Raw genomic sequence first — 14,722 nt, forward strand, 5'->3', positions numbered from 1 at the left:
CGATGGGCTGCATCTACTCATGGACTCTACAGGCATGAAGTTTCTAGGTGAGGGCGAATGGAAGCGCAAGAAACATGGACCTGAATATCGTCGCCAATGGCGTAAACTTCATATTGATAAGTTAATAAATAATCACATAGATCAAGATCCAACATTGAAACAGGATTTGAAATTACTGCAAACTATTCCTTCAATCGGTGAACGATCAGGCTTATTACTGTTGGGGTTATTTCATTCGCACAAGTTTGAAAAAGCAAGTCAAGCTGCTGCATATGTAGGTTTGGTTCCAGTACATCAGTTGTCTGGCAGTTCAGTCAACAAGCAAAGTCACTTATCAAAAGCAAGTGACAGTAAAATACGCTCAGTATTGTATATGTCAGCATTAACAGCGATTAAATATAATCCACACATTGAAGCTTTATATCAACGATTATTAAGCCGGGGTAAAAATAAAATGTGTGCTTTAGGTGCTGCAATGTGCAAGCTTATACATCTGTGTTATGGCGTTTTAAAACATCAGACTGCCTATCAAAGAGATTATTTATTGGCCGAATAATCTCAAAACCTCATTGACTACCAAGACGGTATCTCATATCTGTGTACTGCTCTGCGGACATGAAACCCGCATTTTTAAAGTAACTCGTTCTGAATCTGTGATTCAGCATATTGTGAATGCGGAGCGTTACTTTTGGGAATGCGTTGAAAAGGATACCCCACCAGAAGCGGATGCCAGCGCATCGGCAGCCAAAGCGCTGCAATTGCTGTATCCCGAACATGTGCCGTTGAGCACCGCAGACTTATCTGAGGATGAGCAGGCCAATCAGCAGTTCGAACAGCTGATTCAAGCGCGTAATCAACTTGATAAACATCAGGAGCAGTTTGATCTGCTGAAGCACCAGCTGCAGGCCAAGATGCAGCATCGAATGGTTTGCTTTCATGCTTACCGCTGCAATTAACTCTTCGAGGCAAGAGCACCACACAAAGCTATCGTACGCCTGTCTACTACGTGGATTTGACATTACGTGAGGGTATTCATTTACAGGAGGCGATTCAAACCGCTAAGGAGATCGTTCAGAAAAGTAAACAGGTAGGATTTAATCAACAGGCACTCTATCAGATGGCACGGCAGGATTATGGCAATGCCAGATTGGAAGTGAATGTTGAAGAGGAACTAGATTTCGTGGAAGAGTTTTATACGGATGAGGCTGTTGAGTCTGAGCAGGTTCAGCCTGAGTCGAAAACCAAGGTAAAGTCTAAGCTCCATCAGGCGGATAGCTTTGTGCAGGAGATTCAGCAGGGCTTACAGCAGAATTTACGGGCTGTGAATTAGATGGGAGTGGACGCGGCTGGACTCAGTAAAATTTTATTGGACTGGCCTATTATCTTGGATGAGCATCATGAGCATTACCCAAACGAACTAATTTAACCGTTGGCGGTTTAGGTTGGTCGGCAAGGGATATTCACAAGCGGATTGAATCCAAGTTGGCTAGTTGTTAATGAGTGGGATCTTCAGGTCCCTTTTTTTTAATCGAGTATAGAAAAAAATATTCTGATTGACTAAGAGTTACTAAGTTGTCTTTTAGTTTTAATTTGAGTTAGATTAAAGTCGATAAGTGCTTTTCTACTTAAGAAAAGAATGATCTATCATCATGATAATAAATATGAAATTTTTAATTAATGGGATAGTAATTTGTACCAAATAGTCACCAAAATTCTAGACACACATAATCACCTCCCTGCAGGGAGGTGATTAAATGATGTTATTTACATACTATCTCGGTTTGCAGGCTTTTTAAGATGGTTTGAAGAATTTCAATACGGGCCGCTAATTTATTGTCATTAGAAATAATATGCCAAGGCGCGTGTTCAGTGTTTGTATACTTAAACATATCGGATGCCGCCTGTAGATAAGCATCCCATTTATCACGATTTCTCCAGTCATCATCAGTAATTTTAAAGTGTTTTTGTGGTGTCTTTTGTCGCTTTTCAAACCTGATAAGCTGTTCATCTTTTGAAATGGCAAGCCAAAACTTTAAAACAATAGTATTGGTTTCTGTCAATTGCTTTTCATAGTGATTGATTTCTTCATACGCAGTTTGCCATTCAGCTTCGGTAATGAGGCACTCAATACGTTCAACAAGAACACGACCGTACCATGTTCGATCAAAAATATTAATTTCACCATTAACTGTATGCTTATTCCAAAAACGCCACAAGTATGGTCTTAATTTTTCGAAATTTTCCGGCGCAGAAATACTGTGAATACTATATTCATAAGGATCTAAATATTTGATAAGGCGTTTGATTGAACTGCCTTTACCAGCAGCATCCATGCCTTCAAATGCGAAGACCACGTTTTTAGATGAAAAACGTAAAGCTTCTGCCACTTTGTGTTCCAGTATTTTAATCATTTTTTTGTACTGTACACGCTCAATATCTCCCTTTGAAATTTGTGTCAATAATGGAGAGAGAGCTGCTGGCTGATAATCCAGACTGGCATTCTTGGGCGGGGCTGTATTCTTAAGATGAGATAAAACAATATTGGCAAAGGCAAGATTTCTTTCTTTGTTATTCTGACTATCAATAATATACCAATCATCAGTGAACTGTTTTCTATAGAAATTAATTTTATTATATAGATCTTTTGTTTTCCATTTTTCTATTGGAAAGTTGTCCCAAGAGTGATTGGGAACTCTTTGAAAAGCTCTGTTTAAATTTAAGTCGGAAACTCGAATTTTAATAGAACTCCAAGGTAAATCGAACCATACTTTAACTATGTCAATATTATTGTTTTTTAAATAATTTTCAAATATATTAATTTTTTCTAAATGTTCTTTAAAATAATAATCTGATTTTTTTGTGTTTTCATAGAGTGTTGACGCTAGTAAATCAGTATACCAATTCCCATAAAATGTAACAATTTCTCCTCTTTTTGGTATGTCATTGATATATGGTGACCAAATTAATGAGTTTGATTTTATTTTATTTGGGAGATCAGCTTTTATTTTTAAATAACGAGGATCCATTAGTTCGGATAATTTTTTTATAGCGTTGGATTTTTTTGTTAATTCAATTCCGCCAATGATTATTAATAGGCTTTTTGAATTTTTATTATTTTTTGAATTTTTAAAATTATATTGTGCTTCGATTAAATCTAGGGAGAGTTGTTGGTTTTTCATTTAAAGCCTAAGTTTTGTAAAATTAATCAATTAAAATAAATTGATTTATATCCTGAGTCAACATTAACTTTGATTCAGTAAAGTTGTTTAAAAACAACTTTTTTTTAAAAAGATAATTGGAAATCAGATCAAAAGGCAAACAAGGGCGAAATCAAACCTACTCCGACGCAGCTATCCAATGCTGCTTAATGATTAAATCCTTATTCCGTCTATCTTTAGGTATGGTCACTGGCTTTGTGCAAAGTCTGATTAAACTTTGCGGATTAAATTGGACCGCACCAGATTACAGTACGCTTTGTAGAAGACAAAAGCATATTGATATTGCAATCAGCTACCAAAAAAGTAGCGATGGGCTGCATCTACTCGTAGACTCTACAGGGATGAAGTTTCTAGGTGAGGGCGAATGGAAACGCAAGAAACATGGAGCTGAATATCGCCGCCAATGGCGTAAGCTTCATATTGGTATCGATACTGAAACCATTCAAATACGTGCTGTACAACTCACCGCAAATAATGTCAGTGATTCACAGGTACTGGAAGATTTACTTGCTCAAATCCCTTTAGATGAACAAATCGATTCTGCCTATACAGATGGTGCTTATGACACAAAACGATGCCGTCAGGTCATTGCAGATCGGTAACTGAACAAATACTTGAGTTGGTTATGGAATATCGTTGTCTCATGCCAAGTATCGGAACACGTAAGTTGTATTGGCTTATTAAAGGCAAATTGTTGCAGCGTGGTTTAAAGTGTGGACGGGATCAGTTATTTAAAATATTGAAAGAGCATAATTTATTGATTCGCCCCAAGCGTCGCTATACAAAAACTACGGATAGCAAGCATTGGATGAAGAAGCATCCAAATTTATTAAAGGATTATTCAGCAGTGCAAGCCAACGAAGTCTTTGTTAGTGATATTACTTATGTTGAGAGTGCTGAAGGCGTACATTATTTATCATTGGTGACAGATGCTTATACCCGTCAGATTAAAGGTTATAAGTTATCGAATGATATGCGTGCGGAGAATGTTATGCAGGCTCTACATATGGCGATGCAGCATGTGACGGATCGAGCGACTAGGATGATTCATCATTCAGACAGAGGCTCTCAGTATTGCTCTGAGCTATATCAATCGGCATTGCGCCATTATGGGATATGTCCTTCCATGACAGATGGTGAGCGATATATCGTGCAAGGTGGGCATGGGTTAAACGTAAGCGTAAAGAATGGTTGATCGATTCAGTCGATGAGTTATTTCAAGTTTTTTTCGAATCCTGTATGAATAATAAAGTATTTTGACTATAGCTCACAAATAAACTGAAGTACTGTATAGCTGAAAACAAAAAACCGAGCGTTTAAGCTCGGTTCTTGAATCTGTAATTGATTAGATATCAGAAAGGTCGATACCTAAACGTGCAGCAACTTCTTCATAAGCTTCAACCACACCACCTAAACCTTGACGGAAACGGTCTTTGTCGAGTTTTTTCTTGGTTTCTTTGTCCCATAGACGACAACCGTCTGGAGAGAACTCATCACCAAGAACAATACGATCGTGGAATACACCAAACTCAAGTTTGAAGTCCACAAGTAGCATGCCACCTTGGTCAAATAAGTTTTTAAGCACTTCGTTCACTTGGTAAGTGAGGACTTTCATTTGCTCAAGTTGCTCAGCAGTTGCCCAACCTAAAGCAATCGCTTGAGACTCATTGACCATTGGGTCACCAAGCGCATCATCTTTGAAGAATAATTCAAAAGTCGGCGGTGTTAATTCCTTGCCTTCTTCTACACCTAAGCGACGGCATAAAGAACCTGCTGCATAATTACGAATTACACATTCAACAGGGATCATGCTGAGTTTTTTCACTAGAACTTCAGTTGGAGAAAGAAGTTTTTCAAAGTGAGTCTCAATGCCAGCCGCAGCCAATTTATCCATGATAAAGGCGTTAAAACGGTTGTTCACCTTACCTTTACGATCTAGTTGTTCGATCTTTTCACCATTGAATGCCGAAGCATCATCACGAAAGACTAAAATCAGGTGGTCTGCACTGTCTGTTTCATAGACAGATTTCGCTTTACCAGTATAGAGCAAGGTTTGTTTTAACATGAGGGAACCTTTTTCAAAAAAAAATGCCTAGTACGACTAGGCTGGCCAATTTTGGTAAATCTGGGTTAACAATTCTGTGGCTTTTTCAGGCGCTGCAAAACTGTTATCGGCATTGAACACAGCGAGGTTGTTGCTGCTACCGACCGCGGTCAGTCTTAACACATAGACCTGTTGATCGATTTTAATGGTTGCTTCGTAACCATTTTTGCTTTGACCAACGATTTGATGGTTGAGGCTGCTGAGGGTGGCAAGCGTATATTGCCAAATTGTAGCAGAATTTCCCTCAATTTTGAGCAGCGGATTCTTATTTCCGTCAATAATCAATTGAGGGCGACTCACAGCTGTATCAACTGGTTCCGTTGATTCTGCATTCGACATGACTTGAGCAGCTTGAGGGCGCGGCATTGCAAAACGGTTTCCGCGCTTGTTTTCAAGTACAGGTGCATGTTCAAGAGCGAGCGCTTCAACCGTTGGAGCTGGATACAACGGCGTTGCAGGTCGAACCATAGAGCCTTCAGGGTACTTAAGAGGTTCTAAGGTTGCTGTTTCTTTATAGTCCAAACTACCGTTATTGACTGCAAGGGAACTACAACCCGCTAAACTGACGACTGAAAGTGCGAGAGTAAGACCTAAACGTAATTGCATATTGATGTGCTCTTTATTTAATGACACCCGCCGTTGTGAGTGCTTCACGGAGCGGTGTGCGATATTGTTCTGCAAGTGGTGTTAATGGTAAACGAATACCCGTTTCGATTAACTCCATTTCATGAAGTGCCCATTTCACAGGAATTGGGTTTGATTCGCAAAATAGAATTTCGTGTAAATTTGCAACTTGGGTATTTAGGTTTTCTGCTTTTTCAGCTTCGCCTGCCAGTGCTGCTGCGCAAACATCGCTCATTTCTTTGGGTGCAACGTTTGCAGTCACAGAAATATTGCCTTTTGCTCCCGACAGAATCAGTTGATAAGCTGTTGCATCATCACCTGAATAGACGGTCATCGCTTTGCCAGCAAGGCCTTCGAGCAGGGCTTGACCACGAGGGACATCACCTGTGGCATCTTTGATGCCCACAATTTGAGGAATATCGGCCAAACGAATGACCGTTTCATTCGCCATATCAACACCCGTACGACCAGGTACGTTATACAGAATTTGAGGAAGATCAACAGCTTCAGCAATAGCTTTATAGTGCTGATATAAGCCTTCTTGGGTCGGTTTATTATAATAAGGGGTAACCAGAAGAGCAGCATCTGCACCGAGTTCTTTGGCTTCTTTAGTCAACTCAATGGCTTCACGCGTTGAATTCGCGCCAGTCCCCGCAATAATAGGGATGCGTTTGTTCGCGACACGAATGATTTCTTTAATCACTTGTGTATGCTCTTTCATGCTTAGAGTAGACGCTTCACCCGTTGTACCGACAGCAACAATGCTATTTGTGCCTTGTGCGATGTGCCACTCAACGAGCTTCTCTAGACCCTTCCAATCTACGCTGCCATCTTCAAACATAGGGGTGACGATTGCGACAATTGAGCCTTGGATGGTCTGTGCTTGCTGAGTCATTTTAAAAAAATATCCTATTTGTCCATCCAGTTAGGCCAGAAAAACATAAGATTGGATGGGTGCGTATTTTAATTTATAGCATTTTCAAAGCGCTGATGCATTGAATAATGCTTATGCAAATTATGAACGAACACAACATGAAGAACAATATGCTTTAGTCAAAGTGTATAAAAACTTTATCTTTCGCTACAAAAATACAGCTTGTTCAAATGGTAGACAAAGAAAAGCATCTTATTTTGCGTCTGAAAAGGGCGTTTTGCATCACCCATGGCCGTGGATTGAAGTATTTAATGAAAGAATCTCTTCATCTCAATCGAGGCTTAGAAGTCGATCAAACTGAATATTGGGATATAAACGTCAGGATTGAAATGCTTTTAACGCTTACACGATTTCTCTAAACAGCGATGACATGTCCTTTTAACGTTATAGATCAATGTCCAGTATTTTGTTCTATATTCTATCTTCGCTTCAATTTGCCACAATACCCATTGCACTTAAGGCTGCGGTCATTTAATTTTGACCCGCGAGGATGAATAGTGTTTTAGAAATTAAGCTAAGCTTGGCCTTCGAGCGTAGAACAAAAAGGACAGAGAAGAATGCAGAAGAATATGGCATTGATTGTGGTGGATGTACAAAATGGTTTTACGCCTGGTGGAAATTTAGCGGTAGCAGGATCAGATCAAATTATTCCTAAAATTAATCAGTTGGGCGATTATTTTGACACTATTGTACTCACCCAAGATTGGCATCCTGAAAATCACATTTCTTTTGCAGACAACTATCCCGATCAACAGGCCTTTCAAACGATTGAATTAGACTATGGCACACAAGTACTCTGGCCACGTCACTGTGTACAAGGCACACAGGATGCTGAATTGCATCCAGATCTTGACCTTGCCAAAGCGCAGTTGATCATTCGTAAAGGATGTCATGCGCACATTGATAGTTATTCGGCTTTTTTAGAAGCCGATCATAAGACCCAGACGGGACTCGCAGGCTATTTAAGAGAGCGTGGGATTGATACCGTGTTTATTGTTGGGATTGCAACTGACTTTTGTGTGGCATGGACGGCAATAGATGCCTGTAAACTCGGTTTTCAAACTTATGTGATTGCCGATGCCACCAAAGGCATTGATTTACACGGCTCTTTACAACATGCATGGCAAGAAATGCTAGCCCATGGTGTGAAACGTCTGTATTGCAAAGATATTGTGCAACAATATGCTGTGAACTGATGCGCTGAGCCAATAGGCTCATCTCAATCACTAATATCGACATTATAAAAACATGCAGTAGGGAAAGGTCATGGGCACTTTTTTTAAATTTACCGCTTGGATTCAAAAAACCTTTGCTCTATGGGTCGTATTATTTGCAGGCATTGCGCTCCTGAGCCCTGAAACTTTTGTCTGGATGAAAGCTTATATCACGTGGATGTTAGGGCTGATCATGTTTGGTATGGGCATGACCATGACACTGGATGATTTTAAAGGGGCGATGCAAAGCCCTAAAGCGGTTGCAATTGGAGTGGCAGCTCAGTTTATGGTGATGCCAAGCGTGGCTTATCTGTTGTGTTTATTATTTCGCTTGCCGACTGAAATTGCGATCGGGGTGATTTTGGTGGGGTGCTGTCCGGGTGGCACTGCATCCAATGTGATTACTTACATGGCGAAAGGCAATACGGCTTTGTCTGTCGCATGTACCACGGTATCGACCTTATTGGCGCCCGTATTGACTCCCGCGATTTTCTATCTACTGGCCAGCCAATGGATTGAAATTAATGCATGGTCGATGCTGAGTTCAATTTTACAGGTGGTTCTGTTCCCGATTATTTTAGGGCTGGTGGTACGTGCCGTGCTGAAACAGAAAGTCGAAAGTTATATTTCGGTGATGCCCTTAATTTCTGTAGTGGCGATTGTGCTGATTGTGGCAGCGATTATTGGCGGCTCAAAAGCACAAATTTTAGAATCAGGCTTATTGATTTTAGCTGTGGTAGCGCTACATAACGCGATTGGTTATTTACTTGGCTTTGCAGCTGCACGAATGTTTCACTTGCCACATGCCGACTGTAAAGCGGTTTCGATTGAGGTAGGGATGCAAAACTCAGGACTAGGCGTGGCTTTGGCTGCCGTGCATTTTGCTGCTTCGCCAATTACGGCGGTACCCAGTGCGATCTTTAGTTTGTGGCATAACATTTCAGGGCCAGTTTTAGCCAGCTATTGGGCCGCGAAAGCAGACGCTACAGCCAAGAAAAAAAAGTGAAAAGGAACATATGTCGGTTTGAATACTGTACGCTGTTGCAGCTTTAAGCATAAAGTCAGGATGAATTTTCTATTTGGCATGAGGTTGTAACTAAACTGTCATAAAGACTACCTAACATCCCTGCCAAACACTTCATAACAGACTGTTGCAAACAGCATTGAGAGGGTATGGATAATTTTCAGCATTCATCGGCGACGTATTTTAACCGAGAGCTATCGTTATTTGAGTTTCATCAGCGGGTTTTAGCACAAGCATTTGATCCGAGTTTGCCAGTGCTGGAGCGTTTAACTTTTTTAATTATTTTTTCACGTAATTTAGATGAGTTTTTTGAAATTCGTATTGCGGGCTTGATGAAACAACGCGATATGAATGTGATAGCACGAACTCCAGATGCTGTTCCCACTGAGGTGATATTACAAGACCTGTCCCAATCCATTCATCGTGCTGTCAAAAAACAGTTTGAAGTTTTAAATCATTCGATTTTGTCTGAGTTACAAGCGCAAGGCATTCAGTTCATCCAGTTCCAAGATATTTTAGAAAAACATAAAGCGTGGATTGCAGAATATTTCGCCAGAGAAATCCAACCCGTTTTGACCCCCATCAGCTTAGATCCGTCACATCCTTTTCCTCGCCTCGTGAATAAAAGCCTAAATTTCATTGTGAGTTTACAAGGTAAAGATGCTTTTGGACGAAGCATTGAAATGGCGATTGTCCCTGCACCGCGCTCATTACCGCGTTTAATTCAGATGCCGAAAAACGTGGCAGGCAATATCGACACGCAGATTTTTTTAACCGCAATGATTCAGCAGCACATCAGTGATCTGTTTCCAGGGATGAAAGCCACGGGTTGTTATGCTTTTCGTGTGACGCGTAATGCTGATCTGATTTTGCCGGAAGATGTCGATGATTTGGCGGTTGCACTCAAAGATGAGCTATCTTCACGCCGTTTTGGTCGCGCGGTGCGTTTAGAAATCGAAGATGACTGCCCCGAAGCGGTGATTGATTATTTGCTCAAGGAGTTTGATTTAACTGAGCAGGAACTTTATCGCATTGATGGGCCGATCAATCTTTCACGTCTCAGTACCAGTTGTGACCGACCTGAATTAAAGCATCCAGTGTTTATTCCCGTTATTCCCAAAGTTTTGCGTAAACAAAAAAGTACCTTTGATACTTTAAAAGCACAGGATGTATTGTTGCATCATCCGTTTGATTCTTTTCAGCCTGTAATTGGCTTATTAAAAGAAGCCGCGAAAGACCCAAATGTGCTGGCGATTAAACAAACGCTCTACCGCAGTGGGCCTGACTCAGAAATTGTACAGGTCTTGGCAGAAGCAGCACGAAATGGCAAGGAAGTCACAGCAGTAATTGAGTTACGTGCGCGTTTTGATGAAGAGTCGAACATTACCGTGGCCAATATTTTGCAAGAAGCTGGGGCGGTGGTGGTGTATGGCATTGTCGGTTATAAAACCCATGCCAAAATGATTTTGATCGTACGCCGTGAAAATGCTCAGTTGATCCGTTATGCCCATCTGGGCACAGGCAATTATCATGCGGGTAATGCCCGTATGTATACCGATTATGGGTTGATGACCACACAGCCTGATATTTGTGAAGATGTACACCGTATGTTCCAAGAACTGACGGGGATGGGCAAAATGGCTAAATTGAAGGCATTGTTACATGCGCCTTTTACGTTACACAGTGAACTGTTAAAACTGATTGAACAAGAAATTCAGTTTGCACAAGCCGGTCAAAAGGCGCGTATCATCATTAAAGTCAATGCTTTAACGGAGCCGCAGTTAATTGCTGCACTGTATCGTGCGTCACAAGCAGGGGTACAGGTCGATCTGATTATCCGTTCGATCTGTTGTTTGATTCCACAGGTCCAAGGCATGTCTGAGAATATTCGTGTACGTTCGATTGTGGGCCGTTTTCTGGAACATACCCGCGTGTATTGTTTTGAGCATGGCGGTGAGAAAAAGCTGTACTGTGCCAGCGCAGACTGGATGGGACGTAATTTATTTTCGCGTGTTGAAACCTGCTTTCCAATATTGGATCGCGTTTTGAAAAAGCAGATTTATAAAGACGGATTAATCAGTTACTTAAATGATTGTTTGAATGCTTGGGAGCTACAAGCCGATGGTCATTGGCTTAAAGTGGCCTGTACCGATCCAGAGCAAAGGTATAGTGCGCAGCAACATTTAATTGCACAGAAGCAACTCAAAATTTAACAGTTGCCATAAAAAAAGCCTGACGTAGGTCAGGCTTTTTTTATGATTGGATGTAATTAAGAGGCTTTAGATTGTTTTGCTTTTAAAATTTCCGTTCTTAAGCTTTGCGCCAACTCTGCAGACTCAGCACCCATGCCATTGACCATAAAGGCATGACGGGTCAAGACATTGGTTGGATTAGGTAAATTCACCAATTGGTAACTTTCAGAGATGTCTTTCAATAATTCGTTACTTAAATGTACGGCACTTTCTTTGGCCGACAACTGCTGGACCAAACGCTCAGCAGCTTGATTCGCAGACAGTTGCATCGCATCGACTGCGGTTGAAATGCCACAACGCGTTTGTAAAACAAAGCGCTTTTCTTCGCGGTAGCGTTTATACAAAACCTCAGATAGCAGTTGGAACACACTGCTGATCATCATTAAACATGGCACTGCATTAGGTGTGTCTGTCGACATGCTGAGGGTGGCACCATGCTCATTAAAGGATTGAACTGTAGTGATGTCCGAGCTGTTGAGTTTGTAGTGTTTTAAACAAAGTTCTGTGCTTTTATTGAGGAAAATCTGACACAAATTAAAGTATGGAATAGACACGGTTGTATTGACCGAGTCCATCAACTGTTTCGGGTCATAAAATTGAATATTGAGCGCAACCGAATGATTATCCACGATCACGGGTTTTTGTTCTTTAGGCTTCGCACTGGTTTTGATTTGTTGTTGTGCTCGGGCAATCGCGACCGCCGTATGGTGTTTTTCCTGTTCAAGCGTTTGGGTTAAAACTTGAATTTCATGTTTTAAGCGAGACTCGTTATTGATCCGTGCCAAATATTCGGTACGGCTTGGGCGCGCAATGGCACGGTAAGCCAACCACAGTAAACCGTGAATCGCTAAGGACAATAAAATTGCTAACCACTGAGTCCGTAAAATCTCACCCATACTTGGTTTAATGAGCGTGATTTCAATGCTACCCACTTTCTTTTCATTTTGTAGTGCATCACGGACAAATACTTCACCATCACGTGTTCGAACTTGGCCACCTGTCGCAAGGACTTGATTATTGGCATCCAAAATACGAATGGAAGCTACGCTTGGGTTGGTCGCATAGCGATCCACCAAAAGCGCAAGGGAAACCGTGTTGGCAGGCTCCAGCTCTGCAAGACTGTCTGTGACCAATTGAGAGGTCATCAGTTGGCCTTGGTTGGCACGGTTTTCATTCAGTTGATGAGTCGTTGCCAATACCAATAAAAAGGTATGTAAAGCAAAACTTACAATTAATAGGCTAGCAAATAGCCCTTGTCTAGGCGCATTCAACGTAAACTTCCAAAGAAAATATATTCAATTTCGATTATGATTCTAACAATAGTCGTAGCTCAGACCCGAGTCAATTCATGCGAGAAATCATTCTTATTTCATTTTTAGGACCAGACCAGCCGAATCAGTTCACTCGATTAATGCAGGTATTGTCCACTCATTCATTACAAATTTTAGATGTCGGACAAGCAGTTATTCATAACCAATTGACCTTAGGTATTGTTATTTCTTCAGACGACCAAACCGCAACAGCTTTGGCGATGAAGGAAATTCTAATTTTAGCACATGATATTGGTTTAACTGTACGTTTTAAACCAATCACTACAACTGAATATGACCAGTGGGTGAGTGAAGGTGGACGGACGCGTTATATAGTCACAGCTTTGGCGCCAGAGCTTGAGGCGTCGCACTTACAAGCAGTTACAAATATTGTGTCTAACCAAGGTTTCAACATCGAAACCGTGACCCGTTTGTCAGGTCGTCCAGTCTTAAATGGCGAAGTCGATGGGCCGAAACGCGCCTGTGTTCAATTCGGTTTAAGTGGTCAAATGCTGGATGCCGCAGCCATGCGTGCAGCCTGTTTACGTTTGTCACATGAACTAAATGTCGATGTAGCGGTACAAGAAGACAATGCCTACCGTCGTAACCGCCGTTTGGTGTGTTTTGACATGGACTCGACCTTAATTGAGCAAGAAGTGATTGATGAGTTGGCGATTGAAGCGGGTGTCGGTGCACAAGTCGCTGAAATTACGGAACGTGCAATGCAGGGTGAGCTAGATTTCCAACAAAGCTTTCGTGCACGTGTCGCACTGCTCAAAGGGATGGATGCCTCTGTCCTACCTAAAATTGCAGAACGTCTGACCGTTACAGAAGGTGCTGAACGCTTAATTTCAACTTTAAAAGCATTAGGCTACCGCACGGCTATTTTATCAGGTGGTTTTCAGTACTTTGCAGAGTATCTACAAGCCAAACTTGGTATTGATGAAGTCCATGCCAATGTCTTAGACGTTGAAAATGGCGTGGTGACGGGCGAAGTTAAAGGTCACATCGTGGATGGTGCGCGTAAGGCATTATTATTACGTGAGTTAGCCGATAAGATGGGCATTTCTCTTGAGCAAGCGATTGCGGTGGGCGATGGTGCGAATGATTTACCGATGCTGTCGATTGCTGGCCTAGGTGTAGCTTTCCGTGCGAAACCGCTAGTGAGACAAAACGCCAATCAAGCCATTTCAAGTGTCGGCTTAGATGGGGTGTTGTATTTATTGGGTGTGCACGATAAAGACCTAAATCGTGCTTAAAGCATCTCGGTGTTATCAAAAACGCAGCCTTTGAGCTGCGTTTTTTTGTTGCAAATTTAAGCGAAAAACGATGAGCGGTTAGTGAAAAATGTCGATAAAAACAACGATCAACAGAATTGGAAAAAATATTTTTAAGCGCTGAAAATACGGGTTTTATTTTGTAATGACACGCCAAGACTGAGCGCGTCTTTGTTTTGGAAAAGTTCAAATCTAAAAAAATGTAATGACAATATAATATGGCGACAAGGTATGTCGCATTCTAAAAATACAAGCCTTTTTTTCTTTTCAAAACTGCTCATAATGCATGCATAGAGTTTGAAAGCTACACAATCCATTAATTTTAAACGGTATCGGGGATGAGTTCAGCACAGTGTATCAGTCGCCTGAATTTATCTTAGACGGAGGTTTTTATGGTAACAGCGAATTTAGCAACCATCGTTGGCTTAAGTTTAGTCGCCGCTGCGTTAATTGCTGTTTTCTTTTCGCCTTATCGTCGCTGGTTGAGTTTTATGGTGGCGGGTATGGTGTTTTGGGGAATCTTGGAAGTCATTCGCCTAGGTGTGCAAGCAGTGTTTGAAATGCCGATCACTTATAGCTACTTAACTGCTTTAACTTCAGCGATGCTTATTGTGACGATGTTGCTTCTACGTGAAGACCGTCGCGCAGAACGTGCACTGGCGCAGCGACGTTGTATTGAACATACACCTGTATATGAAGATGACCAACAGCAGTGTTCTAGCCGCTAAGTCATAACCTCATACCGTAAAAGAAGATGCCTAGAGC

Annotated in this window: 11 protein-coding genes and 4 pseudogenes; 10 read left to right on the forward strand and 5 right to left on the reverse strand. The window is 41.4% G+C overall.

Annotated features, from left to right (window positions below; translation table 11 throughout):
• The 3 genes and pseudogenes from ACY3FQ_RS00175 to ACY3FQ_RS00185 all read left to right on the forward strand — a co-directional run.
• On the forward strand, positions 1–556 hold a 556-nt coding region (locus tag ACY3FQ_RS00175; protein WP_489773489.1), incomplete at its 5' end, for a transposase.
• A 22-nt stretch (positions 557–578) separates the two neighbouring features.
• Positions 579–917 (forward strand): annotated as a pseudogene (locus ACY3FQ_RS00180) (YqaJ viral recombinase family nuclease); the annotation flags it as partial.
• Positions 914–1,330: pseudogene (locus ACY3FQ_RS00185) on the forward strand (recombination directionality factor); the annotation flags it as partial. The pseudogenes ACY3FQ_RS00180 and ACY3FQ_RS00185, both read left to right, overlap by 4 nt.
• A gap of 430 nt (positions 1,331–1,760) precedes the next feature.
• On the opposite strand, the gene ACY3FQ_RS00190 reads toward ACY3FQ_RS00185, so the two are convergent.
• Complete coding sequence (locus tag ACY3FQ_RS00190) at positions 1,761–3,179, reverse strand: phosphate--AMP phosphotransferase (RefSeq protein ID WP_074947953.1); 1,419 nt, start codon at positions 3,177–3,179, stop codon at positions 1,761–1,763.
• Between the two features lie 131 nt (positions 3,180–3,310).
• Between ACY3FQ_RS00190 and ACY3FQ_RS00195 the strand changes: the two are divergent.
• Positions 3,311–3,817, forward strand: a pseudogene (locus ACY3FQ_RS00195) (IS5 family transposase); the annotation flags it as partial.
• A 2-nt stretch (positions 3,818–3,819) separates the two neighbouring features.
• Positions 3,820–4,356, forward strand: a pseudogene (locus tag ACY3FQ_RS00200) (DDE-type integrase/transposase/recombinase); the annotation flags it as partial.
• Positions 4,357–4,563: 207 nt separating this feature from the next.
• Here ACY3FQ_RS00200 and purC read toward each other — a convergent pair.
• The 3 genes from purC to dapA are packed head-to-tail and all read right to left on the reverse strand — an operon-like array spanning position 4,564 to position 6,841.
• Positions 4,564–5,283 carry a phosphoribosylaminoimidazolesuccinocarboxamide synthase gene (gene purC, locus ACY3FQ_RS00205; RefSeq protein WP_004691818.1) on the reverse strand — a complete coding sequence of 240 codons (720 nt, stop codon included), beginning with the start codon at positions 5,281–5,283 and terminating at the stop codon, positions 4,564–4,566.
• A 36-nt stretch (positions 5,284–5,319) separates the two neighbouring features.
• The gene (locus ACY3FQ_RS00210; RefSeq protein WP_419381367.1) at positions 5,320–5,928 is read right to left on the reverse strand and encodes a lipoprotein-34 precursor (NlpB); all 609 of its coding nucleotides are present in this window, start codon (positions 5,926–5,928) and stop codon (positions 5,320–5,322) included.
• Positions 5,929–5,941: 13 nt separating this feature from the next.
• Positions 5,942–6,841 (reverse strand): 4-hydroxy-tetrahydrodipicolinate synthase, encoded by a 900-nt coding sequence (dapA, locus tag ACY3FQ_RS00215; protein ID WP_004691815.1) that lies wholly within the window; start codon positions 6,839–6,841, stop codon positions 5,942–5,944.
• Between the two features lie 596 nt (positions 6,842–7,437).
• Here dapA and pncA point away from each other — a divergent pair.
• From pncA to ppk1, 3 genes are all read left to right on the forward strand, one after another.
• Positions 7,438–8,076 (forward strand): bifunctional nicotinamidase/pyrazinamidase, encoded by a 639-nt coding sequence (gene pncA, locus ACY3FQ_RS00220; RefSeq protein WP_419381368.1) that lies wholly within the window; start codon positions 7,438–7,440, stop codon positions 8,074–8,076.
• Between the two features lie 70 nt (positions 8,077–8,146).
• Complete coding sequence (locus ACY3FQ_RS00225; RefSeq protein ID WP_419381369.1) at positions 8,147–9,100, forward strand: bile acid:sodium symporter family protein; 954 nt, start codon at positions 8,147–8,149, stop codon at positions 9,098–9,100.
• A gap of 167 nt (positions 9,101–9,267) precedes the next feature.
• A complete protein-coding gene (gene ppk1 / locus ACY3FQ_RS00230; protein ID WP_419381370.1) occupies positions 9,268–11,331 on the forward strand; it encodes a polyphosphate kinase 1 in 2,064 nt (687 codons plus the stop codon).
• A gap of 56 nt (positions 11,332–11,387) precedes the next feature.
• Here the strand turns inward: ppk1 and ACY3FQ_RS00235 are convergent, their stop codons facing one another.
• Positions 11,388–12,641, reverse strand: coding sequence for a hypothetical protein (locus tag ACY3FQ_RS00235; RefSeq protein WP_489773490.1), 1,254 nt, complete (start codon positions 12,639–12,641; stop codon positions 11,388–11,390).
• 77 nt (positions 12,642–12,718) lie between these two features.
• Between ACY3FQ_RS00235 and serB the strand changes: the two genes are divergently transcribed.
• Positions 12,719–13,939, forward strand: a complete 1,221-nt coding sequence (gene serB / locus ACY3FQ_RS00240; RefSeq protein ID WP_005401465.1) for a phosphoserine phosphatase SerB — start codon at positions 12,719–12,721, stop codon at positions 13,937–13,939.
• Positions 13,940–14,349: 410 nt separating this feature from the next.
• Positions 14,350–14,685 (forward strand): ciprofloxacin tolerance protein AciT, encoded by a 336-nt coding sequence (gene aciT, locus ACY3FQ_RS00245; protein ID WP_004691806.1) that lies wholly within the window; start codon positions 14,350–14,352, stop codon positions 14,683–14,685.
• Positions 14,686–14,722 lie beyond the last annotated feature (37 nt).

It is taken from the genome of Acinetobacter sp. AB03, from assembly GCF_058107045.1.

Excerpts from the sequence above, each read along its gene's own strand:
- ACY3FQ_RS00190 (WP_074947953.1), bottom strand. The coding sequence starts at position 3,179 with ATGAAAAACCAACAACTCTCCCTAGATTTAATCGAAGCACAATATAAT.
- purC (WP_004691818.1), bottom strand. The coding sequence starts at position 5,283 with ATGTTAAAACAAACCTTGCTCTATACTGGTAAAGCGAAATCTGTCTAT.
- ACY3FQ_RS00210 (WP_419381367.1), bottom strand. The coding sequence starts at position 5,928 with ATGCAATTACGTTTAGGTCTTACTCTCGCACTTTCAGTCGTCAGTTTA.
- dapA (WP_004691815.1), bottom strand. The coding sequence starts at position 6,841 with ATGACTCAGCAAGCACAGACCATCCAAGGCTCAATTGTCGCAATCGTC.
- pncA (WP_419381368.1), top strand. The coding sequence starts at position 7,438 with ATGCAGAAGAATATGGCATTGATTGTGGTGGATGTACAAAATGGTTTT.
- ACY3FQ_RS00225 (WP_419381369.1), top strand. The coding sequence starts at position 8,147 with ATGGGCACTTTTTTTAAATTTACCGCTTGGATTCAAAAAACCTTTGCT.
- ppk1 (WP_419381370.1), top strand. The coding sequence starts at position 9,268 with ATGGATAATTTTCAGCATTCATCGGCGACGTATTTTAACCGAGAGCTA.
- serB (WP_005401465.1), top strand. The coding sequence starts at position 12,719 with ATGCGAGAAATCATTCTTATTTCATTTTTAGGACCAGACCAGCCGAAT.
- aciT (WP_004691806.1), top strand. The coding sequence starts at position 14,350 with ATGGTAACAGCGAATTTAGCAACCATCGTTGGCTTAAGTTTAGTCGCC.